This is a genomic window from Micromonospora sp. NPDC002717 (assembly GCF_040295705.1).
In the GTDB taxonomy this organism is placed as follows: domain Bacteria; phylum Actinomycetota; class Actinomycetes; order Mycobacteriales; family Micromonosporaceae; genus Micromonospora.
In genome coordinates this window covers 249,677-273,668 of record NZ_JBEOVW010000006.1, presented here as the reverse complement: position 1 = coordinate 273,668, position 23,992 = coordinate 249,677, and the positions used below count along the sequence as shown (strand labels likewise).

Annotated in this window: 28 protein-coding genes; 12 read left to right on the top strand and 16 right to left on the bottom strand. The window is 74.1% G+C overall.

All coding sequences use genetic code 11. The annotated features are described in order from the left end of the window. Positions 1–161 precede the first annotated feature (161 nt). The gene (locus ABT006_RS12260; RefSeq protein WP_350705583.1) at positions 162–890 is read right to left on the bottom strand and encodes an SDR family NAD(P)-dependent oxidoreductase; all 729 of its coding nucleotides are present in this window, start codon (positions 888–890) and stop codon (positions 162–164) included. A 161-nt stretch (positions 891–1,051) separates the two neighbouring features. Between ABT006_RS12260 and ABT006_RS12255 the strand changes: the two genes are divergently transcribed. Together ABT006_RS12255 and ABT006_RS12250 are read left to right on the top strand one after the other, a co-directional pair. Continuing rightward, the gene (locus tag ABT006_RS12255) at positions 1,052–1,513 is read left to right on the top strand and encodes a peroxiredoxin (RefSeq protein ID WP_350705581.1); all 462 of its coding nucleotides are present in this window, start codon (positions 1,052–1,054) and stop codon (positions 1,511–1,513) included. Positions 1,514–1,584: 71 nt separating this feature from the next. After that, a complete protein-coding gene (locus ABT006_RS12250) occupies positions 1,585–2,274 on the top strand; it encodes a hypothetical protein (RefSeq protein WP_350705579.1) in 690 nt (229 codons plus the stop codon). Between the two features lie 61 nt (positions 2,275–2,335). Here the strand turns inward: ABT006_RS12250 and ABT006_RS12245 are convergent, their stop codons facing one another. The 4 genes from ABT006_RS12245 to ABT006_RS12230 are packed head-to-tail and all read right to left on the bottom strand — an operon-like array spanning position 2,336 to position 6,503. Then, on the bottom strand, positions 2,336–2,980 hold the full coding sequence (locus tag ABT006_RS12245; protein WP_350705577.1) for a MarR family winged helix-turn-helix transcriptional regulator: 645 nt from the start codon (positions 2,978–2,980) through the stop codon (positions 2,336–2,338). A gap of 30 nt (positions 2,981–3,010) precedes the next feature. Then, on the bottom strand, positions 3,011–4,048 hold the full coding sequence (locus ABT006_RS12240; RefSeq protein ID WP_350705575.1) for an NAD(P)H-dependent flavin oxidoreductase: 1,038 nt from the start codon (positions 4,046–4,048) through the stop codon (positions 3,011–3,013). Between the two features lie 25 nt (positions 4,049–4,073). Next, positions 4,074–5,072 (bottom strand): cytochrome d ubiquinol oxidase subunit II, encoded by a 999-nt coding sequence (gene cydB, locus ABT006_RS12235; RefSeq protein ID WP_350705574.1) that lies wholly within the window; start codon positions 5,070–5,072, stop codon positions 4,074–4,076. Between the two features lie 15 nt (positions 5,073–5,087). Then, the gene (locus tag ABT006_RS12230) at positions 5,088–6,503 is read right to left on the bottom strand and encodes a cytochrome ubiquinol oxidase subunit I (RefSeq protein ID WP_350705572.1); all 1,416 of its coding nucleotides are present in this window, start codon (positions 6,501–6,503) and stop codon (positions 5,088–5,090) included. 196 nt (positions 6,504–6,699) lie between these two features. On the opposite strand from ABT006_RS12230, the gene ABT006_RS12225 reads away from it, so the two are divergent. The 4 genes from ABT006_RS12225 (at position 6,700) to ABT006_RS12210 (ending at position 10,647) form a co-directional block, all read left to right on the top strand. After that, the gene (locus ABT006_RS12225) at positions 6,700–7,476 is read left to right on the top strand and encodes a lysophospholipid acyltransferase family protein (RefSeq protein WP_350705570.1); all 777 of its coding nucleotides are present in this window, start codon (positions 6,700–6,702) and stop codon (positions 7,474–7,476) included. Positions 7,477–7,701: 225 nt separating this feature from the next. Beyond that, complete coding sequence (locus ABT006_RS12220) at positions 7,702–8,469, top strand: glycerophosphodiester phosphodiesterase family protein (RefSeq protein WP_350705568.1); 768 nt, start codon at positions 7,702–7,704, stop codon at positions 8,467–8,469. 17 nt (positions 8,470–8,486) lie between these two features. Next, positions 8,487–9,875, top strand: a complete 1,389-nt coding sequence (locus ABT006_RS12215; protein ID WP_350705566.1) for an MFS transporter — start codon at positions 8,487–8,489, stop codon at positions 9,873–9,875. Positions 9,876–9,933: 58 nt separating this feature from the next. Beyond that, positions 9,934–10,647, top strand: coding sequence for a thymidine kinase (locus ABT006_RS12210; RefSeq protein ID WP_466023435.1), 714 nt, complete (start codon positions 9,934–9,936; stop codon positions 10,645–10,647). Positions 10,648–10,652: 5 nt separating this feature from the next. Here the strand turns inward: ABT006_RS12210 and ABT006_RS12205 are convergent, their stop codons facing one another. The 3 genes from ABT006_RS12205 to ABT006_RS12195 form a co-directional block, all read right to left on the bottom strand. After that, complete coding sequence (locus tag ABT006_RS12205) at positions 10,653–11,111, bottom strand: Rv0361 family membrane protein (RefSeq protein ID WP_350705564.1); 459 nt, start codon at positions 11,109–11,111, stop codon at positions 10,653–10,655. Between the two features lie 142 nt (positions 11,112–11,253). Beyond that, positions 11,254–11,901, bottom strand: coding sequence for a response regulator (locus ABT006_RS12200; RefSeq protein WP_350705562.1), 648 nt, complete (start codon positions 11,899–11,901; stop codon positions 11,254–11,256). Then, the gene (locus ABT006_RS12195) at positions 11,898–12,854 is read right to left on the bottom strand and encodes a HAMP domain-containing sensor histidine kinase (protein ID WP_350705560.1); all 957 of its coding nucleotides are present in this window, start codon (positions 12,852–12,854) and stop codon (positions 11,898–11,900) included. The genes ABT006_RS12200 and ABT006_RS12195 overlap by 4 nt, the downstream gene beginning before the upstream one ends. A gap of 473 nt (positions 12,855–13,327) precedes the next feature. On the opposite strand from ABT006_RS12195, the gene ABT006_RS12190 reads away from it, so the two are divergent. The 4 genes from ABT006_RS12190 (at position 13,328) to ABT006_RS12175 (ending at position 17,128) form a co-directional block, all read left to right on the top strand. Continuing rightward, positions 13,328–14,626, top strand: a complete 1,299-nt coding sequence (locus ABT006_RS12190; RefSeq protein ID WP_350705558.1) for an ArsB/NhaD family transporter — start codon at positions 13,328–13,330, stop codon at positions 14,624–14,626. A 55-nt stretch (positions 14,627–14,681) separates the two neighbouring features. Next, positions 14,682–16,208: a potassium/proton antiporter gene (locus ABT006_RS12185; protein ID WP_350705557.1), complete on the top strand. Its 1,527-nt coding sequence runs from the start codon at positions 14,682–14,684 to the stop codon at positions 16,206–16,208. Further along, positions 16,208–16,693 (top strand): cation:proton antiporter regulatory subunit, encoded by a 486-nt coding sequence (locus ABT006_RS12180; protein ID WP_350705555.1) that lies wholly within the window; start codon positions 16,208–16,210, stop codon positions 16,691–16,693. The genes ABT006_RS12185 and ABT006_RS12180 overlap by 1 nt, the downstream gene beginning before the upstream one ends. A gap of 63 nt (positions 16,694–16,756) precedes the next feature. Further along, the gene (locus ABT006_RS12175) at positions 16,757–17,128 is read left to right on the top strand and encodes a VOC family protein (RefSeq protein WP_350705553.1); all 372 of its coding nucleotides are present in this window, start codon (positions 16,757–16,759) and stop codon (positions 17,126–17,128) included. 105 nt (positions 17,129–17,233) lie between these two features. Here the strand turns inward: ABT006_RS12175 and ABT006_RS12170 are convergent, their stop codons facing one another. Together ABT006_RS12170 and ABT006_RS12165 are read right to left on the bottom strand one after the other, a co-directional pair. Next, positions 17,234–18,232, bottom strand: coding sequence for a tyrosine-type recombinase/integrase (locus ABT006_RS12170; protein ID WP_350705551.1), 999 nt, complete (start codon positions 18,230–18,232; stop codon positions 17,234–17,236). Between the two features lie 47 nt (positions 18,233–18,279). Further along, a complete protein-coding gene (locus tag ABT006_RS12165) occupies positions 18,280–18,438 on the bottom strand; it encodes a hypothetical protein (protein WP_350705549.1) in 159 nt (52 codons plus the stop codon). A 24-nt stretch (positions 18,439–18,462) separates the two neighbouring features. On the opposite strand from ABT006_RS12165, the gene ABT006_RS12160 reads away from it, so the two are divergent. Continuing rightward, the gene (locus tag ABT006_RS12160) at positions 18,463–19,455 is read left to right on the top strand and encodes a helix-turn-helix transcriptional regulator (protein ID WP_350705547.1); all 993 of its coding nucleotides are present in this window, start codon (positions 18,463–18,465) and stop codon (positions 19,453–19,455) included. 50 nt (positions 19,456–19,505) lie between these two features. Here ABT006_RS12160 and ABT006_RS12155 read toward each other — a convergent pair whose 3' ends face one another. The 6 genes from ABT006_RS12155 to ABT006_RS12130 all read right to left on the bottom strand — a co-directional run bounded on the left by ABT006_RS12155 (position 19,506) and on the right by ABT006_RS12130 (position 22,667). Then, entirely contained in the window at positions 19,506–19,937 is a 432-nt protein-coding gene (locus tag ABT006_RS12155) for an Hsp20/alpha crystallin family protein (RefSeq protein WP_350705545.1), read from the bottom strand. A gap of 70 nt (positions 19,938–20,007) precedes the next feature. Next, on the bottom strand, positions 20,008–20,520 hold the full coding sequence (locus tag ABT006_RS12150) for a GNAT family N-acetyltransferase (protein ID WP_350705543.1): 513 nt from the start codon (positions 20,518–20,520) through the stop codon (positions 20,008–20,010). 58 nt (positions 20,521–20,578) lie between these two features. Continuing rightward, positions 20,579–20,992 (bottom strand): DUF6069 family protein, encoded by a 414-nt coding sequence (locus ABT006_RS12145; RefSeq protein WP_350705542.1) that lies wholly within the window; start codon positions 20,990–20,992, stop codon positions 20,579–20,581. A gap of 76 nt (positions 20,993–21,068) precedes the next feature. After that, positions 21,069–21,542 (bottom strand): MarR family winged helix-turn-helix transcriptional regulator, encoded by a 474-nt coding sequence (locus ABT006_RS12140; RefSeq protein WP_350705540.1) that lies wholly within the window; start codon positions 21,540–21,542, stop codon positions 21,069–21,071. 52 nt (positions 21,543–21,594) lie between these two features. Further along, the gene (locus ABT006_RS12135) at positions 21,595–22,113 is read right to left on the bottom strand and encodes a DUF2087 domain-containing protein (RefSeq protein WP_350705538.1); all 519 of its coding nucleotides are present in this window, start codon (positions 22,111–22,113) and stop codon (positions 21,595–21,597) included. Positions 22,114–22,169: 56 nt separating this feature from the next. Then, positions 22,170–22,667 carry a MarR family winged helix-turn-helix transcriptional regulator gene (locus ABT006_RS12130; RefSeq protein ID WP_350705536.1) on the bottom strand — a complete coding sequence of 166 codons (498 nt, stop codon included), beginning with the start codon at positions 22,665–22,667 and terminating at the stop codon, positions 22,170–22,172. An 11-nt stretch (positions 22,668–22,678) separates the two neighbouring features. Here ABT006_RS12130 and ABT006_RS12125 point away from each other — a divergent pair, with 11 nt between their 5' ends. Further along, positions 22,679–23,953 carry an MFS transporter gene (locus ABT006_RS12125; protein WP_502890916.1) on the top strand — a complete coding sequence of 425 codons (1,275 nt, stop codon included), beginning with the start codon at positions 22,679–22,681 and terminating at the stop codon, positions 23,951–23,953. Positions 23,954–23,992 lie beyond the last annotated feature (39 nt).

Sequence of the window (23,992 nt, the reverse complement as noted above, 5' to 3'; positions counted from 1 at the left end):
TCGTAAATGATCTGTATCGGTCGGGGCAATCGGTGAAACTTTCCTACCGATCGGGTGGCGGCGCCCCTGCCCGGCCGCCTCCACTCACGAGCCGGGGACGGCGGGCGAGGGCGGTGCGCAGGCGCAGGCGCAGCACCAGCGGCGCGCCGAGACGCCGACGGCTACAGGCCGCCGGCGACGCGTAGGACGGTGCCGGTGGTGTAGGTGGCGTCGGGGCCGAGGAGCCAGGCGATGGCGGCGGCGACCTCGTCGGGTTCGCCGGGGCGGCCGAGGGGAATGCGGTCGGCGGCGGTGTCGGGTCGGTCGGGTTGGCCGGACAGGGCGTGGATGTCGGTGCGGATGATGCCGGGGGCGACGGCGTTGACGCGGATGCCGCGGGGGGCGAGTTCCTTGGCGAGGCCGGTGGTGAGGGTGTCGGTGGCGGCCTTGACGGCGGCGTAGTGGACGTACTCGCCGGGGCTGCCGAGGGTGGCCGCGGCGGAGGAGACGTTGACGATGGCGCCGCCGCTACCCATCCGGCGGGCGGCCTGCTGGGCGCACAGGACGTAGCCGACGAGGTTGACGTCGACGACGTGGCGCAGGTCGGCCGGGTCGAGGTCGACGAAGGCGCCGATGGGGCTGGTGACGCCGGCGTTGTTGACCAGGCCGGTGATCGGGCCGAGATCGGCGGCGGCGTCGAACAGGGCGGCGACCCGCTCGGGGTCGCGGGTGTCGGCGGGCACGGCGAGGCCGCGTACGCCGGCGGCGTGGAGGTCGGCGAGCACCTTGTCGGCGGCCTCGCGGTCGCGGCGGTAGCCGAACACGACGTGGTGGCCGGCGTGGGCGAGGCGGCGGGCGGTGGCCGCGCCGATGCCGCGGCTGCCGCCGGTGATGACGGTGACGGGATTCAATGCGCCTCTCCCCTGCCGTGGCTGCTGGGCCGACGTTACCGCGACCGGCACGCCTGATGCGGGAGGGGAAGGTCACACGCGGCGGTGGTGGGTGTGGGGGTGGGCGGCCCGGTCGCCGCATACGCTCGGCGCGACCCGGGTGACGACGGTGGAGGTGTGCGGTGGCGGGTGTGGGTGTCGGGGACGTGGTGGAGGACTTCGCGCTGCCCGACGAGACGGGTACGCCGCGGCGCCTGTCGGAGTTCCTGGCCGCCGGCCCGGTGGTGCTGTTCTTCTACCCGGCGGCGTTGACCCGTGGGTGTACGGCGGAGAGCTGCCACTTCCGGGACCTGGCGGCGGAGTTCGCGGCGGTGGGCGCGCAGCGGGTGGGCATCAGCCGGGACCCGGTGGCGAGGCAGGCGGAGTTCTCCCGATTGCACGGGTTCGACTATCCGCTGCTGTCCGACCCGGACGGTGTGGTGGCGGACCGGTTCGGGGTGCGGCGGCGGCTGCCGCTGGGCGCGTTGAGCACGCGGCGGATGACGTTCGTGATCGGCACGGACCGGCGGGTGATCGAGGTGGTCCACAGTGAGCTGAACATGAACGCGCACGCCGACGCGGCGCTGCGGGCGCTGGGGGGTTGATCTCGCGCGTGTCGGGGCCGGCTGGTATCAAGGCAGGCGTCTGAACAGGTGTACGAGGGAAGAGGTTGCTGATGGGTGGCGCTGGCCAGGGGTTGTCCGACGAGGACGTGCGCACCTTCCGGGAGGCGTTGGCGGCGGGGCGGAAACCGAAGGTGGTGTTCACCGCGTCGGCGGGCCAGATCGCCGGGCAGGTGGGGCAGGTGGTGGAGCTGACCGACCCGGCGGCCTCCGACGAGTTCGTGGTGGTCCGGTTCGGTCGCGACGAGTTGCCCTTCTCACCGGCCGATGTGGCGGTGGCGCCGCGGGGCGTGGGCCGCAAGGTGGCGGAGCCGCAGCCGGAGCCCGAGCCGGAGCCGGTGCCGGCGGAGCCGGAGTTCGTGTTGGACCGGGCGCCGGTGCCGGCGCCGCGGGAGCAGCGGGAGGAGCCGAAGGTGGAGACGGCGGAGGCGAAGCCGGCGCGGCGGCCGGTGAAGGTGGCGAAGCCGAAGGGCCCGACGGGGCTGACGGTCACGCTGGCGTACGCCGATGGCGAGTGGACGGTCGCGGCGCAGCAGGGCAGCAAGTCGCTGGCGAAGCCGTACGTGGTCAAGCCGGCGGAGGCGCTGCGGATGGTGGCGCTGGTCGACGTGCCGGGGGTGCACGAGGCGGTGGAGCAGATCATGGCGGCGGAGCGTGCCGAGGCGGAGCAGCAGGCGGAGAAGCTGCGCGCGGAGTTGGCCGAGATCGAGGCGCGGCTGGCGGAGTTGCGCGAGGCCCACTGAGCGGTGGGCGCCGGCGGGGCGGGTGGCGGTGGCGCCGTCCGCCCCGCCGGCGTTTCGCCGGTCAGTGGTGCTGCCGGTGGTGTGCGAGGAGTTTGCCGAGCAGGCGGGTGAGCTGGTCGCGTTCGGTGGGGGTGAGCGGGGCGAGCAGGGTGTCCTGGACGCCGGCGAGGGTCTCCCCCATGCGCTGGAGTTCGCGTCGTCCGGCGGGCGTGATGGTGATGACGTTGCGCCGTCGGTCCGCGGGGTCGGGTGCGCGGACGACGAGGTTCTTCGCGGCGAGTTCGTTGACGGTGGCGACGACGTCGCTGCGGTCGATGCCGCCTCGGCGGCCGAGGTCTGCCTGGCTGGCGGGGCCGAACTCGTCGAGGGCCGCGAGGATCCGGTAGTGGTAGCCGCGGGCGCCGATGCCGCCGAAGCCGTCGCTGACCAGCCGGCCGGCGGTCTGCTGCGCGCGCTGCCCGCCGGCGGGTCCGGGCTGGCGCTCACCGACGCCGGCCGGGAGGTGCGGCGCCGCGTCGCCGACGCGGTCGCCGGCGTCACCGCCCGGCTGTACGGGGACGTCCCCGCCGCGGACCTGGCCGTGGCCGGCCGCGTCCTCACCCTGGTCAAGCAGCGGGCCGACGCCGAGCTGGCGGCGGCCGGGAACGGCACCCCCGCCGCGGCGTGATCCGGGCCGGGCACGTCCCGGCCCGGGTGCGCGGGTCACGCCGGACGTGGCCCGGCCGGCGCCGCCCGGTCAGAGCGTCGCGGTCAGCCGCTCGACCACGGCGGCGGCGGGGCCGGTGGTGGCGTGCCGGTAGCCGGTGCCGGCCCACAGGTGCACCCGGTCCGCGTGCCCGGCCGCGGCCGCCGCCGCGCGCATGCCCCGGGTCAGGTGGTGCAGCTCCGGATAGCCGAGCGGCGCGACGGGCTCGTACCGGTCGATGAAGGCGTTGCGCAGCCCGCGCGCCGGCCGTCCGGTGAAGGCGCGGGTGAGCACGGTGCCGGTGCGGGCCGGGTCGGCCAGGGCGTCGCGATGGGTGCGGCTGGCCCCGCTCTCGTCGGTGCGTAGCAGCAACGTTCCGACGGCCACCGCGGTGGCGCCGGCGGCGACCAGGGCACGGACGTCGTCGGGGCCGGCGACGCCGCCGGCGGCCACCACCGGCAGCCCGGTGGCCCGCAGCATGTCGTGGACCAGGGGTCGGGTCGAGGTCGGCGGGGCCGGCCGGTGCGGGGTGTGGGTGCCGCTGTGCCCGCCGGCCTCGGTGCCCTGGGCGACCAGGCCGTCGACGCCCAGCTCGCGTGCGGCGAGCGCCTCGTCGGCCGAGGTCACCGTGACCAGCACCCGGGTGCCGGCGCGGCGCAGCGCGGTCACCGTCGCCGGGTCGGGCAGCCCGAAGGTGAAGCTGACCACCGGCACCGGGGCGGCCAGCAGCAGGTCGATCTTGTCCGGCCAGTGGTCGTCGTCGTGCACCAGCGGCGCGCCGGCCAGGTCGAGCCCGTACGGTACGCCCTCGGCGGCGATCTGGTGGGCGTACCGGCGGAAGGCGGTCTCGTCGATGTCGCGGGCGCCGGGCACGAACAGGTTCACCCCGTGCGGCGTCCCGGTGGCGCGCAGCTCGGCCAGCTCGGCGGCGACCGCCTCGGGTGTCTTGTAGCCGGCGGCGAGGAAGGCGAAGCCGCCGGCTACGGCGACGGCGCGGACCAGGGCGCAGGTGGTGGCGCCCCCGGCGAGGGGGGCGGCGACGACCGGCGTCGCGCTGCCGAACAGGTCGGTCCACGCGTCGCCGGTCATCGCCTCACCCTAGTGCCGGGCCGGGTCAGTGCTGCGGGATGTGGGCCACTCCGATGCGCTTGCGGAACACCCAGTACGTCCAGCCCTGGTAGGCCAGCACGATCGGGGTGAACACCACCGCCACCCAGGTCATGATCTTCAGGGTGTAGGGGGTGGAGGCGGCGTTGGTGGCGGTCAGCGTCCCCGCCGCGTCCAGGGTGGACGGCAGCACGTTCGGGAACAGCGCCGCGAACAGCGTCGCCACGGCCAGGCCGATCGCCACGGCGGTGCCGGCGAACGCCCAACCCTCCCGGCGTACCCGGGCGGCGGCGAGACCGCCGAGCAGGGCGAGGGCCGCGCCGACGGCGAACACGACGGCGGCCGCGCTGGAGCGGATGGTCAACGTCCAGGACAGGAACGCCACCGCGAGCACGGCGGTGACCACGCCCAGGCGCACCGCGAGCGCGCCGGCACGCTCGCGGACGTCGCCCACGGTCTTCAGCGCGACGAACACCGCGCCGTGGGTGAGGAACAGCGCCGCGGTGGTCGCGCCGCCCAGCAGGGCGTACGGGTGGAGCAGGTCGAGCAGGCCGCCGACGTACTCGTGGTCGGCGTCCAGCGGCACGCCGCGCAGAATGTTGGCGAACGCCACGCCCCACAGCACCGCCGGCACGAGCGAGCCGACGAAGATCGCCGTGTCCCAGCGCCGCTTCCAGGACGCCTCGGGGCGCTTGTGGCGGTACTCGAAGGCGACGCCGCGGGCGATCAGGGCCAGCAGGATCAGCAGCAGCGGCAGGTAGAAGCCGGAGAACAGGGTGGCGTACCACTCGGGGAAGGCGGCGAACATGGCGCCGCCGGCGGTGATCAGCCACACCTCGTTGCCGTCCCAGACCGGGCCGATGGTGTTGATCAGGACGCGGCGTTCCCGGTCGTTGCGGCCGAGCACGGGCAGCAGCATGCCGACGCCGAAGTCGAAGCCCTCCAGGATGAAGTACCCGGTGAACAGGACCGCGACGAGCAGAAACCAGATGGTGGTGAGTTCCACGGTGGGCTCCGGTGATCAGTAGGCGAAGGCGAGCGGGCGCTCGGCGTCGTCGTCGGTGTCGTCGGTCTCCGGCGCCGGGGTGAGGTCGGGTACGCCGGCCTTGGCGTAGCGCAGCAGCAGCTTGACCTCGATCACGGCGAGGGTGGCGTAGATCAGGGTGAAGGCGGTGAACGAGGTGAGCACCTCGGTCAGCGACACGCTGCGGGACACGCCGTCGCGGGTGAGCATCTCGCCGAAGACGATCCACGGCTGGCGGCCCATCTCGGTGAAGATCCAGCCGAAGGAGTTCGCGGCCAGCGGCAGCAGCGGCATGACCAAGCCGGCGCGCAGCAGCCACTTGCTGGTGGGGGTGCGGCCCTTGCGCTGGCTCCAGAGCACCAGCAGGGCGATCGCGGCGGCGGCCAACCCGAAGGCGATCATGAAGCGGAAGCTCCAGTAGGTGACCGGGATGATCGGGGCGTAGTTGCCGGCGCCGTACTGGGTGGCGTATTGGGCCTGCAGGTCGTTGATGCCCTGGACGGTGCCGTTGGGGTCGCCGGTGCCGAGGAACGACAGCAGGTACGGGATCTTGATGGCGAACAGCTCGCGGCTGCCGTCGAGGCTGCCGACGGTGAGCACGGAGAACGCGGCGGGGCTCTCGGTGGTGTAGAGGCCTTCGGCGGCGGCCATCTTCATCGGCTGCACCTCGGTCATGATCTTGCCCTGGATGTCGCCGGTGATGATCACGCCGGCGGTGGCGACCAGGGTGACCCAGGAGCCGAACTTGGCGGCGAACCGGTAGGCCGGGGTGTCGGCGGAGTCGCGGTTGCGGATCAGGTGCCACAGCGCGACCGCGACCAGCAGCGAGCCGGCGACCAGGAACGCCCCGGCGATGGTGTGCGGGAAGGTGATCAGGGCGACCTTGTTGGTCAGCACCGCCATGAAGTCGGTGAGTTCGGCGCGGCCGGTGTCGGGGTTGATCCGGTAGCCGACCGGGTTCTGCATGAACGAGTTCGCCGCGAGGATGAAGTACGCGCTGAGGTTGGTGCCGATCGCGGCGGCCCAGATGGTGGCCAGGTGCAGCCGTTTGGGCAGCCGGTCCCAGCCGAAGATCCACAGGCCGATGAAGGTCGACTCCAGGAAGAACGCGACCAGCGCCTCGATGGCGAGCGGGGCACCGAAGATGTCGCCGACGAAGCGGGAGTAGTCGCTCCAGTTCATGCCGAACTGGAACTCCTGCACGATGCCGGTGACCACGCCCATGGCGAAGTTGATCAGGAAGAGCTTGCCGTAGAACTTGGTGAGCTTCAGGTACTTTTCGTCGCCGGTGCGGTGCCACATCGTCTGGAGGATCGCCACCAGCACGGACAGGCCGATGGTCAGCGGCACGAAGAGAAAGTGGTAGACGGTGGTGACACCGAACTGCCAGCGGGCGACGTCCAACGCGTCCACCAGAGAACCCCCAGCTGTGCATACTACGAGACGTAGTAAATACTACTTCCCGTCGTAGACGAACGGGCAGGGGCGGGGGTCCCTAACCGGCCCGGGACCAATGACCCTGATCACCTCTGCCGAACGGCCCCGACGGTCGCCGAACCGACGCCCCCGCCCCCGCCGCCCGGCCCGCGCGTGCGACCATTGCCGGCTGATGGACACCGCCCACCCGACGTGGCAGCCCCCGCTGATCTGGCGCGCCGCGCAGCTGCTCGCCCGCGTCGTCGTCGCGCTCGTGGCCCGCCTGAAGGTCAGCGGGGACGTGCCCGAGGCGCTGCGCCGGGGCCCGCTGATCCTGGCCGCCAACCACATCAGCCCGTTCGACCCGGTCGTCCTCGCCGCCGCCTGCCGGGCCCGGGGCGTCGCCCCCCGGATCATGGCCACCGGCGGGCTGTTCCGCGCCCCCGTCATCGGCGCCGCGATGCGCCGCGCCGGGCACATCCGCGTCGACCGGGGCACCAGCGCCGTACACCACGCCCTCGACGACGCCGCCGCGGCCGTCACCGGCGGCTCGGTGATCCTGGTCTACCCGGAGGGCCGCATCGGCCTGGACCCCGGCATGTGGCCCGAACGCGGCAAGACCGGCGTGGCCCGCCTCGCCCTGGCCTGTGCCGCGCCGGTGATCCCGATCGCCCAGTGGGGGTCGCACGAGGTGCTGCCCTACCGCGCCCCGAAGGGTCTGCTGCGCGGCGTCGCCCGTGCCATGTGGCGGCGCCCCGTGGTCCGGGTGCACTTCGGCGACCCGGTCGACCTGGGCGACATCACGCCCGTCACGCCCGGCGCGGCCCGGCGGGCCACCGACCGGATCATCGACGCCATCACCGACGGCCTCGCCCCGCTGCGGCCCGACGAGCCCGACCGGCCCCGCCACGTCGACCCCGGCCGACCCGCCGACACCAGCCGCTCGCACCGCCGTCGCCCCACCGCCTGAGCGCGAACTCGTCCCGGCCGCCACCTGCGGCGCGAGCCTCGTCCCGGCCACCGCTGGGACGAACCGGCCCCGCCCGGCGGATCGACGCGGCGACACCACGCCGGACTCCCGGATCCCCGCGCGACCCGCTTCCACAGTGGCCGCTCGGGGAGGCGGCCCGCAGCGGCGATCAACGGTCACGGGCTGGTCGCCGCGCGGCAACCGGAGACCGGCATACTGCGTCGCGTGCTGACCCGTCACCCCTACCTCGACGCCCCCGCGCCGCTGGCCTTCGCCCACCGCGGCGGCGCCGCCGAGGGCGACGAGAACACCGCCGCGGCGTTCGCCCGCGCGATCGGGCTCGGCTACCGGTACGTGGAGACCGACGTGCACGGCACCGCCGACGGCGTGGCGGTGGTCTTCCACGACGCCACCCTGACGCGGGTCACCGGCGAGCCCGGGCGCATCGCCGACCTGCGCTGGGCGGACCTGGCCTCGGTACGCGTCGGCGGCGCCGCCGTGGTGCCCCGCCTCGACGAGGTCCTCGACGCCTGGCCCGAGGTCCGGTTCAACGTCGACGTCAAGGCCGACGGGGGCGTCGACCCGACCGTGGCCACGGTCGCGCGCGCCAACGCCGGCGACCGGGTGCTGCTCGCCTCGTTCAGCGACGCCCGGCTGGCCCGGCTGCGCGCCAGCACCGAGGGCCGGATCGCCACCAGCCTCGGCATGCGCGGGGTGGCCCGGCTGCGGATGGCCTCGCTGACCGGCCGGGCGCTGCGGCTGCCCCCGTCGGTCGTCGCCGCCCAGGTGCCGGTGCGCTACGGGCGGGTGCGCGTGGTGGACCGTCGGTTCCTGCGCTACGCCCACCGACTCGGCCTACAGGTGCACGTTTGGACGATCGACGAACCTGCCGAGATGCACGAGTTACTTGATCTTGGAGTGGATGGCATCATGACCGATCACGTCGGCGTGCTGCGCGACGTCTACCGCAGCCGCGGCCACTGGGCCGCCTGAGCGCCGAAGGACCCCCGATGGCCGAGACCGCCACCCCCACGGTCGGCGACACCCCCGCCCCGGCGAGCACCCGCCGCGAACGCACCGGCTGGTACTTCTACGACTGGGCGATGTCCGCCTTCTCCACCACCGTGATCACGGTGTTCCTCGGCCCGTTCCTGACCACCGTCACCGAACTGGCCGCCGGCTGCGAACTCGGCGCCGACACCTGCACCGGGTACGTGTACCCGCTGGGCATCAAGGTCGCCGCCGGCTCGTACTTCCCGTACCTGGTGTCGTTGTCGGTGTTCCTCACCGTCTTCGTGCTGCCCGTCATCGGGGCGGTCGCCGACCGGTCGGCACACAAGAAGCGGCTGCTCGCCGCGGCGGCCTTCACCGGCGCCGGCGCCACCGTCGGCATGCTCTTCGTCACCGGCGACCGGTACCTGCTCGGCGGGCTGCTGTTCCTCGTCGCCAACATCGCCTTCGGCGCCGGCGTCGTGGTCTACAACTCGTTCCTGCCGCAGCTCGGCGGCCCCGACGACCGCGACGGCATCTCCAGCCGCGGCTGGGCGCTGGGCTACCTCGGCGGCGGCCTGCTGCTGGCACTCAACCTGGTCGCGGTCAGCATGCTCGGCGAGGAGGGCAACCACCAGCGCACCCTCGACCTGGCCCGCTGGTCGATCGTGTCCGCCGGGCTGTGGTGGGCGGCGTTCACCCTGATTCCGCTGCGCTGGCTGCGCGAACACCCCACCGCCGCCGCGCTGGCCGGCGGCAACCCGGTCACCGACGGGTTCCGGCAGCTCGGCCGCACCCTGCGGGAGATCAAGGCGTACCCGCTGACGCTGTTCTTCCTGCTCGCGTTCCTGGTCTACAACGACGGCATCCAGACCGTCATCGCCCTGGCCAGCCAGTACGGCACCGAGGAGCTGAAGCTCGGCCAGAGCACCCTGATCGTGACCATCCTGCTGGTGCAGTTCCTCGCCTTCGGCGGCGCGCTGCTGCTCGGCGCGCTCGCCAAGCGCATCGGCGCCTGGAAGACCGTCCTGATCAGCCTGGTGCTGTGGACCGGGGTGATCCTCGGCGCGTTCCGGCTGCCCGCCGAGGCGCCCCTGCCGTTCATGGTCCTCGGCGCGGCCATCGGCCTGGTGCTCGGCGGCAGCCAGGCGCTGAGCCGGTCGCTGTTCAGCCAGCTCATCCCCGCCGGCAAGGAGGGCGAATACTACGGCTTCTACGAGATCAGCGACAAGGGCACCAGCTGGCTCGGCCCGCTGGCCTTCGGCCTGGTGTTCCAGCTGACCTCCTCGTACCGGGTGGGCCTGGTCTCCCTGCTCATCTTCTTCGTCGTCGGGTTCCTGCTGCTGCTGGCCGTGCCGATCCGCCGCGCGATCGTCGCCGCCGGCAACACCCCGCCCCGGGTGCTGTGAGGCAGCGCGGACCGCACCGGCCAGATCGGGGGGCGTCGATCAGCTAGGCTGCCCGACCGTGACCGACCACGCCGCCGCCCCGACCTGTCTGGCGCGCCCGCCGCTGGGCCCCGACGACTCCCCCGCCCGGTGCGCCGCGGCGCGGGGCGTGGACGGGCGTCCGCTGCACGCCGCGGCGTTGAAGTTCTTCTGGGGGCCGATGGACTGCGGCAAGTCCACGATGGCGCTGCAGATGAACCACAACCACGCCCGGCAGGGCCGCCGTGGTCTGGTCACCACCCGCATCGACCGCTCGCTGGGCCCGCAGGTCACCACCCGCATCGGGCTGGCCCACGAGGCCGTCGAGGTCACCGACGACCTCGACCTGCGCACGCTGGTGCGCGACACGTGGGCCGAGGGGGTCCGCGTCGACTACCTCATCTGCGACGAGGCCTCCTTCTACAACCTGGAGCACATCGAGCAGATGGCCGAGCTGGTCGACAGCTACGACGTCGACGTGTACGCGTTCGGGCTGGCCACCGACTTCCGGTCCTGCCTGTTCCCGGCCGCGCAGCGGCTGTTCGAACTCGCCGACGAGGTGGCCCGCATCCAGGTCGAGGTGCTCTGCTGGTGCGGCCGGGAAGGGCTGCTCAACGCCCGGGTGGTCGGCGGGCGGGTCGTCCGCGAGGGCGAACAGGTCGTCATCGGCGACACGGTGGACAGCGCGCAGGTGCGCTACCAGGTGCTGTGCCGGCGGCACTACCGGGCCGGCGAGCTCGGCCCGCGCCGCTGACGGCGTCAGTACGGGTCACCGCACACCCGCCAGTCGCCGCCCTCCCGCACCACCGACAGCTTCCGCTCCTCGGTCAGCCCGTTGTCGCGGGTCAGCCGCACCGTCACCGTGCCCTGCGGGCGGCCGCCGCGCGTCGCCACCGACACGTCGAGGATCTCGTAGCCGCTGACCACCGGCGGCGTGCGCAGCCAGCTGGTGAACCCGATCGGGCTCCACCGGGTGCGCGCATCGGCGCAGAGCCGGTCGTACGCGCCGTCGGTGTCGCCCGCCGCGACCGAGCGCAGGAACCCGTCGGCGGTCTCCCGCACCGGGCCGCTGGCCTGCGTGACCACCTGCACGTTCCAGGCGCCCAGCCCGGCCACCCCGACGCAGCACAGCAGCACGGCGACGCCCGCGAACACCAGCCCGGTGCGCATCGGGCGGCGCCGCCGGGCCGGCCGGCTCCACGGCTGCTCAGCGCCCACCCGTCGACCGTAGAGAACCGGTGGGGCCGCCCGCAGGAAAAGTCGGCCCGGCCCGGCCCGGACGGGCGTCGTGTCGTCCCCCGTCGGCGCGCGCCCCGCGAACCCGCCGACGCGTCCACCCGCAGGGGCCCGCCGGGCCGGCTCACGGCTCGATGAGGCCGGCCCGGATGGCGTAGCGGGTCAACTCGAGCCGGTCCCGGAGGCCGAGCTTCTGCAGCAGGTTGGCCCGGTGCCGTTCGACGGTCTTGACGCTGATGAACAGCAGGCGGGCGATCTCCTTCGACGAGTGGCCCTCGGCGACGAGCTTGAGGATCTCCTCCTCGCGTTCGGTGATGGCCCGCGCCGGCAGGCTCTCGCCGCGCGCGGTGCGTTCCAGGTAGGTGCGGATGAGGGCGTTGATCGCGCCGGGATAGAGGAACGGCTCGTCGCGTACGGCGGCGCGACAGGCCTCCACCAGGTCACGGTCGGCGACGGACTTGAGCACGTAGCCGTTGGCGCCGACCTTGAGGGCCTCGAAGAAGTACTGCTCGTTGTCGTACATCGTCAGGATGAGGATGCGCAGGTCCGGCTGCTGCCGGGACAGCTCCCGGGCCGCCTGCAGGCCGGTCATCCGGGGCATGGCGATGTCGAGGATGGCCAGGTCGGGGCGCTCGGCCTGGGCCAGGGCGACGGCCTCCGCGCCGTCGCCGGCCTCCGCCACGACCGTCAGGTCCGGTTCGCTGTCGAGGATGAGCCGGACCCCGCGGCGCACCAGGGCGTGGTCGTCGGCGAGCAGGATGCGGGTCGTCACGGCCGGCCGTCCCGGTCGGTCAGCGGCACCCGCAGCCGCACCTCGGTGCCGCCGGCCGGGCCGGAGGTCACGGCGAGCGGAGCGCCTATGAGCAGGGCCCGCTCGCGCATGCCGCGGATGCCGGCGCCCTCGGCCGCGTCGCCGACGCCCCGGCCGTCGTCGCGGATCCGCAGCTGCACGTGGCCCGGCTGAGCGGCCAGGGACACCTCGACGGTGGTGGCCCTGGCATGCCGGACGGTGTTGGTGAGGGCCTCCTGGGCGACCCGGTAGATCACCAGCTCGGCCTCGCCGTCGAGGGCCGGCAGGTCCGCGCCGAGGTGCTGGCGCACGGCCAGCTCGGTGTGCCCGGTGACCTCCGTGACGAGCGCCTTCAGGGCACTGATCAGGCCGAGTTCCTCCAGCACCCCGGGGCGTAGCCGGCGGGCGATGCGGCGGATCTCGTCGAGGCTGTCGCGGGTGGTCTCCTGCACCTGGGCGAGCTGCGCGCGAACCGGGTCGGGCGCGTGGCGGGCGACCTGTTTCAGTTCGAGCAGGACCGCGGTCAGCGTCTGGCCGACCTCGTCGTGCAGCTCCTGGGCGATACGGCGGCGCTCGGCCTCCTGGGCGGACAGGGCGGCGGCAGCGCTGGTCGCCCGTTCCGCCTCCAGACGGTCGATCATGGCGTTGAAGGCGCGGATCAGCTCCGCGATGCCGGCCTGCCCGGCCGGGACCGGGCGCGGCTCGGGCTGGAGCAGGTCGATGGTGGTCATGGCCCGGGTCAGGCGGCGCAGCGGCGCCAGGCCGACCCGCAGCAGCGCGGCGTTGGCGACCAGCATCGCGGCGAGGCCCACGGTCAGGACGACGGCCTCGGTGAGCAGCACCGGGGTGGAGACCGTGACCGGGCCGAGCAGCAGCAACGTGGCGGTGACGAGGACCGCCGCGTTGAGCAGGAAGATCCGCCAGAACAGCGACACGACGACGCCTCCCTTCCCGGCCCTGGTGCCCCGCCGGCCCGCGCCGACATCGGCAATTGTCCGCAGGCCGGCGGGCGGCGGGTGGTCACGCTCCGCAGCGGTCCCCCTCTTCATGATCCAGCCTGCCCGGCGGCGCGCGTGGTGTAAATGCGTGCCCGCACCCATTTGCCCGCCGCGACCCGCGCCGGGCTGGGCCGACCGCCGGCGGCGACGGCGGCAAATGGGTGTCAGCCCCGATGTCGGCCCGCACCGGGCGAATGACCATGAAGAAAGGCCCGGATCGCTCGGGCCCCACCCCTGCGCACCCGGATGCACCGCCTGGCGGTGCGCTGCCGCGTTGCGCCGAACCCCTCCTGGGAGGACCCCGTGAACCGTCACCTGGTGCTGTCAGCACCCGTGCCACCGGAAGCCGCGATCCTCGCCCGTGGGCACCGGCCCACCATCACGGAGAACGGCCCGCCGGGCGGGCGCCCGTGAGCGTCTGGCCCGCCCTGGCCGCGACCGCCGTCTTCGTGGTCGCGTTCGTGTTCATCGCCACAGAGAAAATCAACCGGGTCGCGGTGGTGCTGGGTGCCGCCGGCCTGATGGCCGTGCTCGGGCTCGTGCCCGGGTCGCACGTGTTCTACGAGCAGCACGCCGGCATCGACTGGGACGTCATCTTCCTGCTCCTCGGCATGATGATCATCGTCGGGGTGATCAAACAGACCGGGGTGTTCGAGTTCCTGGCGATCTGGGCGGCACAGCGCTCACGGGGGCGCCCGTTCCGGCTGATGGTGCTGCTCATGGCGATCACCGCCGCCCTGTCGCCGTTCCTGGACAACGTCACCACCGTCATGCTGGTCGCCCCGATCACCATCTCGGTGTGCCGCCGGCTGGGCGTGCCCGCCGCGCCGTACCTGATCGCCGAGGTGCTCGCCTCGAACATCGCCGGCGCCGCGACCCTGATCGGCGATCCGCCCAACATCATCATCGGCAGCCGGGCCGGGCTGAGCTTCAACGACTTCCTGGTGCACATGGCGCCGGTCACGCTGCTGATGTTCCTCGCGTTCCTGGTGCTGGCGCGGGTCATGTTCCGCCGCTCGTTCGTGCACCACCCCGAACGGTTCGAGGCCGTACGCGACATGGACGCCCGCGCCGCCATCACCGACCCGCGGATGCTGGTCCGCTGCCTGGTCGTGCTCGGCCTGGTGATGGCCGGGTTCATGCTGCACACGGTGATCCACGTCGACGTGGCCGTCGTCGCGCTGCTCGGCGCCGGGCTGATGGTTCTGGTGACCCGGGCGGACACGTCGGCGTACCTCGCCGAGGTCGAGTGGCCGACGCTGGTCTTCTTCACCGGGCTGTTCGTGATGGTCGCCGGTCTCACCGAGACCGGGGTGATCGGGCTGATCGGGGAATGGGCCAGTGACGCCGTCGGCGACAACTTCTTCACGGCGGCCACCGGCCTGATCTTCGGCTCGGCGGTGCTCGGCGCGTTCTTCGACAACATCCCCTACACGGCGACCATGGCGCCGATCGTGGAGAACCTCGTCGCCGGCGCCCCGGATCCCGTCACCGGCGAGGCGCTGTGGTGGTCCTTCGCCCTCGGCGCCGACCTGGGCGGCAACGGCACGGCCGTGGCGGCCAGCGCCAACATCGTCGTGCTGGGCATCGCGGCCCGCGCCGGCGAGCCGATCAGCTTCTGGCAGTTCACCCGGTACGGCATCATCACGACGGTGCTGACCACGGTGATCGCGTGGGGGTACGTGTGGCTGCGTTACTTCGCCGCGTAGCCGGCGCCCGGGGCGGGCGCGACGACGCGTCCGCCCCGGGCGCGAGGGGGTCGACGTGAACCTCGGCGAGCTGTACGTGACGCTGGCCGTCGGCACCGGCGTGGTCCTGGCCAGCGTCGGCGCGGCCCGGCTGGCCACCCGGCTGGGCATGCCGGTCCTGCTGGCGTACCTCGGCGTCGGCCTGCTGCTGGGCCAGGACGTCGCCGGCTTTCCCTTCGACGACGCGGCCCTGGCACAGGCCCTGGGCCTGGCGGCGCTGGCGGTCATCCTGGTGGAGGGCGGCCTGACCACCAGGTTCAGCGACGTACGCGGCGTGCTGGCGCCCGCGTCGGTGCTGGCCACCGTCGGCGTGTTCGTCAGCGTCGCGGTCACCGCGGGGGCGGCGTACCTGCTGCTGGACGTCGACTGGCAGATGGCGCTGCTGCTGGGGGCGATCGTGTCGTCCACCGACGCGGCGGCGGTGTTCTCCGTCCTGCGGTCGGTGCCGCTGCCCCGACGACTGACAAGCCTGGTGGAGGCCGAGTCGGGGCTCAACGACGCCCCGACGCTGATCCTGGTGCTCACCTTCAGCGCCGCCACCCTCGACACCGTCGCCCCCCTGCCCCTGATCGGCGCGATGGCCTACCAGCTGGTCGCCGGCGGGGCGATCGGCGTGGTGACGGGGGCGGCCGGCGTGTGGCTGCTGCGGCGGCTGACCCTGCCGACCTCCGGCCTGTACCCCATCGCGACGGTCGCCTGCGGAGTGCTGGCGTTCGCGGTCGCCGGCCTGACCCAGACCAGCGGGTTCCTCGCCGCCTACCTGGCGGGGCTGGTGCTCGGCAACTCCGGCCTGGCACACCGGCGAGCCACCCACTCGGTCGCCGAAGGGCTGGGCTGGATCGCCCAGATCGGGCTGTTCGTGATGCTCGGCCTGCTGGCCACGCCCAGCGAGCTGCCCGCCGCGATCGTCCCCGCGATCGTGGTCGGCACGGCCCTGCTGCTGCTCGCCCGGCCCGCGTCCGTGCTGGTCTCGCTGGCCGCGTTCCGCATCCCGCTGCGCGAACAGGCCTTCCTGTCGTGGGCCGGACTGCGCGGCGCCGTGCCGATCGTGCTGGCCACCATCCCGGTCGTCGCGGGGGCTCCGGGCAGCGAACAGGTCTTCAACATCGTCTTCGTGCTCGTCGTGGTGTTCACGGTCATCCAGGCGCCCACCCTGCCCTGGCTGGCGCGCCGGCTGCGCCTCGCGTCGCGCGACGTCGGGCCCGACCTGCAGATCGAACTGGCGCCGCTGGACGCCATGGACGCCGACCTCATCCACGTGACCGTCGAGGCCGGCTCCCGCCTGCACGGCGTCTACCTGCCCGAGCTGCGGCTGCCGCCGCCCGCCGCGACCACCCTCGTCGTGCGCGGCGACGACACCTTCGTGCCCGACCACCACACCCGGCTACGCGTCGGGGACCAGCTCGTCGTGCTCACCACCCCACCCGTACGCGACGCCACCGAACGGCGCCTGCGGGCCGTCGCGCGCGCCGGGCGGCTGGCCACCTGGTTCGGCGAGACCGGCCAGGCGCACACCGCACCATCCCAGGACAGGAGGCAATGATGCAGATCGAACGTGTCCCGCTGCCCGGCATCGGCGTCGGCTACACCGTGCACACCAGTGAGGGGCAGCTGCTCGGGGTCATCTGCCACCGCGGCGGGCGGCGCGACCTCGTCCTCTACGCGCCCGGCGATCCGGACACCGTCGAGCGGTCGCTGTCGCTCAGCCCGGCGGAGGCGCAGGAGGTGGCCGAGCTGCTGCATCCGGTCGCCACCGTCGACCACGTCACGCACCTGGAGCGGCACCCCGAGGCGATCAGCGTCGCCGAGCTGCCGGTCACGGCCGCGTCGCCCTACGACGGCCGGCCCCTGGCCGACGCCATCGCGCGTACCGGCGGCGTGACCGTCATCGCCGTGCTCCGCGCGGGCCGGACGATCACCGCGCCCGGGGACGGGCACGTCCTCGCCCACGGCGACGTCCTGGTCGCGGCCGGCACCCAGGAGGGCATCGGGGGGCTGAGCCGCCTGCTCGCCCTCGCGGACCCGTAGACCGCCGCGAGGTGGGCGCGTACCTGACAGTGGATGTCAGGTACGCGCGGCAGACTGCCGGGCATGACAGTCACCGCCGACCTCGCCATGGTCAACCTCGACAGCCCCGACCCCGTCGCCCACGCCGCGTTCTGGCAGCGCGTCCTCGGTGGGGAGATCACCCACAGCCAGCCGGAGTACGCGATGGTCACCGCCGGGGGCGTGGCCGTGGGCTTCGGCCTGGTCGAGGGGTACCGGCCGCCGTCCTGGCCGGACGAGGGCGCCGGCAAGCGCTACCACCTCGACCTGTACGTCGATGACCTCGCGCAGGCCGAGAAGGAGTTCGTCGCCGCCGGCGCCACGAAGCCGGACTTCCAGCCCGGCGGCGACCGGTGGGTGGTGCTGACCGACCCGGCCGGGCAGCCGTTCTGCATCTGCCCCCGCCCGCAGGGCTGACCCACTCCAGGCGGAGGACACCCGCAGGGCGGCCCACGGCAGGCGCCCGGTGGTGCCGCGCGGCGTTTCCTTCGCGCGGCACCACCGGGCGCGCGGACGTCGGTGTCAGCCGCGGCGGCGGGCCCGGGCCGCCCAGATGGCGTACGCGGGGTCGCGGTCGAGGTTGTGCCGGTCCCGGTCGTAGCGGCGGGTGGTGCGCGGGTCGGCGTGGCCCATCGCGTCCTGCACGTCCTCCAGCGGGACCCCCTCGGCCCGGGCGGTGGTGGCGAAGGCGTGCCGCAGCGAGTGCGGCGACAGCTTCGCCCAGGCCGGAATGCCGGCCGCCCGGGCCAGCCGGCGTACCAGCCGGAACACGGCGTGCCGGTCCAGCCGGGCCCCGGTCGCGGTGACCAGCAGCGGGCCGGTCAGCTCGTGCACCGCCACGCCCTGGGCGGCAGCCCGCTGGGCCAGGTACGCGTCGACCGCGTACGCGGTGCCGGGGGTCAGGGCGCGGCGGCGGGACTTGCCGCCCTTGCCGACGAACCGGACGCTGCGGTGGCCCCGCTCGGCGCCCAGGTCGGCCAGGTCGAGCGAGACCAGCTCCCCGACGCGCAGCCCGAGGTCGGCCAGCAGCGCGACCGCGGCACGGTTGCGGGCGGCGGTCGGCCCCGTTTCGGCCTCGGCGGCGGCGAGCAGCGCGTCCACCTCCTCCGGGCTGAGCCCCACCGTGGCGGAGTGGTCCCGGTCGATGCGGGGCCGGTCGGCGCCGGCGACCGGGTTGGCGTCCACGGCCCGCAGCTTGACCAGGAAGTCGTACCAGCTCGACAGGGCCGAGAGCCGGCGGGCGACCGTGGCCGGGGTGAGCGGCTTGCCGCTGCGCGCGGCCAGCGTCGCCTCCAGCCCCCGGGCGTACTCGTTGACGTGCAGGAAGTTCGCGTGCAGCGGGTCCAGCTCGCGGGCGGCGCACCAGGCGAGCCACCCGGCGACGTCCCGCCGGTACGCGTCGCGGGTGTGCTCGGACAGCCGCCGGTTGCGCAGCCACGCCTCGGTGAAGTCGGTGGGGCCGACGGGCAGGGCCGGCGCGGGCGACTGGCGGGACCGCGCCGGGGCGTTCGGGGACAGCATGTGAAAAAGGCTCTCAGCTCCGGATGGCAAACGGGAGGAGGCGCGCCCTACATGATCGGCACCGCCGCCGGCTCCTCGACGACCCGCCGGCCGACCATCCGCCAGCGCCGGCGGAAGCCGACCGCCTCGGCGAACCAGGCGCCGCGGCTGGCCGTCACGAGGGTGCCCCGGCACGGCTCGACCGCCCCCGGCCACCGGTCTACCACCGCCCGGGGCGGTACCGTCGGGCGGTGCGCGCGAGTCGGCTGGTCTCCCTGCTGCTGCTCCTGCAGACCCGGGGCCGGATGACCGCCCCGGAGCTGGCCGAGGCCCTGGAGGTGTCGGTGCGCACCGTCTACCGGGACGTGGAGTCGCTCGGCGCCGCCGGGGTGCCGGTCTACGCCGATCGCGGCCCCGCTGGCGGCTACCGGCTGGTCGACGGCTACCGCACCCGGCTCACCGGGTTGACCGCCGGCGAGGCGGAGGCGCTGTCCCTGGCCGGCATGCCCGGCCCCGCCGCCGAGCTGGGCCTCGGGTCGGTGCTCGCCGCCGCGGAGCTGAAGCTGCGCGCCGCGCTGCCGGCGGAGCTGGCCGACCGGGGCGGCCGGATCCGGCAGCGGTTCCACCTCGACGCCCCCACCTGGTTCCGGGAGCCCGAACCCACGCCGCACCTGGCTGAGCTGGCCCGGGCGGTGTGGGAGGACCGGCGTGTCGAGGTGCGCTACCGACGGTGGAAGGCTCCGCGGGAGGTGACCCGGACGCTGGCCCCGCTGGGCGTGGTGCTCAAGGCCGGCCGCTGGTACCTGGTGGCCGACGCGGGCGGGCAGGTGCGCACCTACCGGGTCGCGGCGGTCCTCGCGCTGACCGTCCTCGACGAACGGTTCGACCGGCCGGACGGCTTCGACCTGGCCCGCTGCTGGCAGGAGCACGCCGACCGGTACGAACGCGGCGTGTACCGGGACGAGGCCCGGGTGCGGATGACGACGGCCGCGCTGGAGCTGGCGGCGCACGTCCTGCCGCCGGCGATGAGCCGGGCGGCGCGGGCGGGGGCATCCGAGCCGGACCCGGCCGGCTGGGTGCACACGACGGTGCCGATCGAGTCGGTGAAGCACGGCCACGTGGAGTTGCTCAAGCTCGGCGCGCAGGTGGAGGTGCTCGCGCCGGCCGAGCTGCGCGACCGGCTCGCCGCCACCGCGCACGCCCTGGCCGCGCTCTATCCGCCCGCGGCGTGCCGCCGGGCATGACCGGGGGGGCGGGGCGGTCGCGCCGGTCGTCCCGCCCCCCGGTCGGGTGTTCAGGCGTTGATCTGCTTGCGGCCGTTGCCGTCGGCCGTGGCGGTGATGGTGACTCGGCGGGGCTTGGCCCGCTCCGCCACCGGGATCCGCAGGGTCAGCACCCCGTTGTCGTAGCCGGCCTCGAGCCTGTCGGTGTCGAGGGTGTCGCCGAGGAACAGCCGCCGGGTGAAGGTGCCCATCGGGCGTTCGGCGGCGACGAGCTCGACGCTGTCGCCGGTGGGCCGCTGCCGCTGCGCGCGGACGGTCAGCACGTTGCGCTCCACCGTGCAGTCGATGCTGTCCGGGTCGACGCCGGGCAGGTCGAACGCCGCGTAGAACCAGTCACCGTCGCGGTAGGCGTCCAGCGGCATGACCGCGGGGCGCGCGGCGGTGCCGAAGAACTGCTCGGTGAGCCGGTCGATCTCACGGAACGGGTCGGTGCGCATCAGCATGGTCCTGCCTCCTCGGTTCTCCTGGCCGAAGGTCCTAAGTTGAGTCCTAGTGACTCAACTTGCCACTTCTCTATTTAGCGCGTGGCGCGGCCGTCGTCAACTGGAGGACCTTCTCGAACCAGTGCTCGGCGTAGACGTCGTCGTTGTAGGCCGGGATCTCCCGGTAGCCGTGCCGGGCGTACAGGGCTCGGGCCTCGACGAGGTCGCTGCGGGTGTCCAACCGGATCCGGGCGACGCCGGCGGAGCGCGCCCGTTCCTCCACGGCGGCGAGCAGAAGCGCGCCGCCGCCGCGACCGCGGTGCGCGGGACGCACGTACACCCGGGTCAGCTCCGCCCAGCCGGGGCGGAACCGCAGCCCGGCGCAGGCGGCCGGACGCCCGTCGCGGTGGGCGACGAGGAGGAATCCGGTGGGGGCGGTCAGGTCGTGGCTCGGGTCGTCGGCCATCGCCACCGCGACCTCGCCCGGGCGGACCGGGCGGCCGTGGTAACGGCGGACCATCTCCTCGTAGTAGGCCTCGAGCAGGACCGCCGCGTCCGGGTGGTCGGGATCGGTCGGGGCCACGGTCCAGTCTGTCGTCGTCACCCACCGATCATCACGGGCCCGGCAAGGGGAATATCCGCCGTGGCGGCGGACGGGCAGGTCAGGCGCGGCGGGCCGGCAGCAGCGGGATCAGCGCCGCGGCCACCGCCAGGTGCATCGCGCCCAGGGCGACCTTGGCCCCGGCGGTGGCCTCGGTGGCGAAGACCGGGGCGAGGGAGAGCAGGGCCAGCACCACCGCGAGGACCGCCCAGACGACGGCGGCCCGTCGGCCGAGGAAGCGCTCCAGCACGACCAGCACGACCCAGCCGACCAGGGCAGAGACGAGGGAGAAGACGACGACGGGGGCGAGCCCGACGGTGAAGGCGGGCTGGCCGGGGTTCTCGACGGTGTAGTCGACCCCCGCGATCGCGCCGACGGTCCAGATCAGCGCGCAGGCCAGGACGGCGGCGCCGACGCCGAGCGCGCGCCGGCGGACGGACGGGGTGGTGGGGGCGGTTTCTGCGGTCGCGGGCACGGCTGCTCCTGGGTGAGGGGACGCCAACGGATGCGACCGTATCAGATCGTCTTGGCCGGGACTATCTGTCGCGGAACTAGCATCCGTCGCGCCCGCCGGGGCCGCAGGCCCCGGCACCGCTGAGCCGGTCGCCGACCAGGCTCGCGATCGACCGCAGGAAGACCGCGCGATCGGCCTCGGGCAGCGCCGCCAGCACGTCGTCCTGGATCCGGGCGGCGATCCGCTGCGCCTGGTCGAGGACCTTCTCGCCCTCCTCGGTGACCTCGACGAGACGGGCCCGCCGGTCGCTGGGCGACGGGCGCCGCCGCGCCAACCCGGCTGTCTCCAACTGGTCGAGGGTGACGACCATCGTGGTCTTGTCGATCCCGCACAGCTCGCCGAGCTGGCGCTGCGTCAGCCCACCCGCCCGGGCCTTGAGCAGCACGCAGTGCGCCCGGGGCGAGATGCCGAGCTCGGCCAGGCCCGCGGCATGCTCCGCCATCAACGCGTGACTGGCCCAGGAGAGCATGAACATGAGGTCGGGGGTGCCGCCCGGCGCACACGAGGTCATGCGCCGAGGCTAACAAGGTGGTCCGGGGACAGACGGTTCGCGGCGCGGACGATCAGCCGCCGACGCGCCAGTAGACGCCCTGCTCCCGGGCCAGCAACTGCTCGTCGACCAGGTACCGCCGCAGCGTCACGTGGTCGGAACCCCCGCCCTCGCACCACCGCCGCAGCACCTCGTCCACCGCCCGCTCCGGATAGCGCACCCCCGGCTCGAAGGCCGTCGCGACGTGCGCCAGCAGCACCCGCCGCCGGCCGCGCTGCGCCGGCAACCCGACCAGGACGCCCTCGCGCAGGAACGTGCGCAGCACCCGGTCCGCGGGCTCCCCCGCCGGTCGGGGCTCCGCCGGCGTACGGGCGGCCTCCCGCAGCCGGTCGGCGTCCACCCGCAGCTCACCGTCGCCGTCAGCCACCAGGCCCGCGTCGACGAGCCGCCGGACCGCGGTGACCACCTGCCGGGCGGGCAGCCCGGTGCGCTCGGCCACCGCCGGGGCGTCGGCGCCGCCCAACACGATCGCCGCGAAGACCCGCCGTCGTACGTCGTCGGCGAGCGCTCCCGCCAGACCCTGCGCTGTCATGCCGGTCACCCTGCCAGCCGGCGTACGCCCGCCGCCACGGCATTTCCGCCCGGCGGTCAGTCGGTCGGGGCCTCGGCGCGCAGCACCACCCGACGCAACAGGTCGGACAGTAGTCGCCGCTCGTCCGGGGCGAGGGCGGCCAGCAGCCGGTGCTCCTCGGCGCCTCCGACGTCCATGGCCCCCCGCCAGGCGGCCCGGCCCGCCTCGGTCAGCTCCACGTCGACCCGCCGCCGGTCGGTGGTGGACGGGATCCGGTGCACGAAGCCGCGCCGGACCAGCGCGTCGACGCGGGCGGTGACGGAGGCGGGAGCCATCGCCATGTCCCGCGCCAGGTCCGACGGCGCGGCCCGGCCCCCTCGGCCGGCCAGGGCGTGCAGGGTGTCGTACTCGTGACCCTGCAGGTCCAAGGCGACGAGGGTCCGCTCCTTGACCTCGCGCAGGTGCCGGGTGAGGAACTGCATCCGCGTCACCGCGCCTTCGACGTCGGGGTCGAGGGTCGGCAGGATCGGCAGCCAGCGCTCGACGTGACGGTCGACGCGATCGCGGTCGGTCATGGACTTACCCTATGCCGGCGCCAAAATATTCGTTGTCGAAAGATTCGACGCCGAAGTATCGTGGTCCGGTGACCCATCCCCTCCGCGTACGCCCGTTCCGGCTGCTCTTCCTCGGCCGCACCGTCTCCGCCGTCGGCGACGCCGTCGTGCCCGCCGCCCTGGCCCTGGCCGTGCTCCGCGCGACCGGCTCGACCGGCGCCCTCGCCCTCGTGCTGGCCTGCGCGATGGTGCCCCGCCTGCTCCTGCTGCCCCTCGGCGGCGTGCTCGCCGACCGGCTCGACGCCCGCCGCGTCGCGATCCTCGCCGACCTCGTACGCTGCGTCGCGCAACTCGTCGTCGGTCTCGAACTCCTCGGCCAGGCCTCGCTCGGCGTGATCGCGGTGGCCGCCGCCGTCGGCGGCGCCGCCGGCGCGTTCGCCCTGCCCACCGCCTCGCCTCTGGTCGCCGGCACCGTCGACGCGACGCAACGGCAACAGGCCAACGCGCTGATGGGCGTCACCGCCAACGCCAGCCGCCTCGCCGGGCCCGCCCTCGCGGGCGCGCTGATCTGGGCCGCCGGCCCCGGCTGGGCGTTCGTCCTCGACGCCGCGACGTTCGCGCTCAGCGCGCTGCTGCTCGCGGTCGTCCGGGTCCGCCACGTGCCGATGCCGAAACGAAGCGTCCTCGCCGACCTGACCCACGGCTGGCGGGAGGTCCGCAGCCGCGACTGGTTCTGGACCAGCCTGCTCGGCCACGGCGTCTGGAACGGCGCCGCCGCCGTCCTGACGACCCTCGGCCCGGCGGTCGCCGTGGGACGCCTCGGCGGCGAGGGCGTCTGGGTGCTGATGCTCCAGGCCGGCGCGGTGGGCATGCTCGTCGGCTCGCTGCTCGCCGCCCGGATCCGTCCCCGCCGCCCGGTGCTGGTGGCCAACCTCGGCCTCGCCAGCTACGCCGCGCCGCTGGCCCTGCTCGCCGTCGCCGCCCCCGCCCCGCTGGTCGTCGTCGCCTACGGCGTCGCGCTGACCGCCCTCGGCTACCTCAACCCCGTGTGGGAGACCGTCGTGCAGGGGCAGTTCCCACCCCACGTCCTCGCCCGCGTCACCTCGTACGACTGGCTGGTCTCCCTCGGCGCGATGCCGCTGGGTTACGCCCTCGCGCCGATCGCGGCGCGGGCCTGGGGCGAGGGCCTGCCGCTGCTCACGGCGGGCGCGCTGGTCCTCGTCGCCTGCGCCGGCACCGCCGTCGTGCCCGGCGTACGACGACTCACCACCGCGCCGCGCGACGGCCTGGCGGCCGCCGTGCAGTGAACAAGGTCCCCGTGGTCGGGGACCGGATCGTGCCGGTCC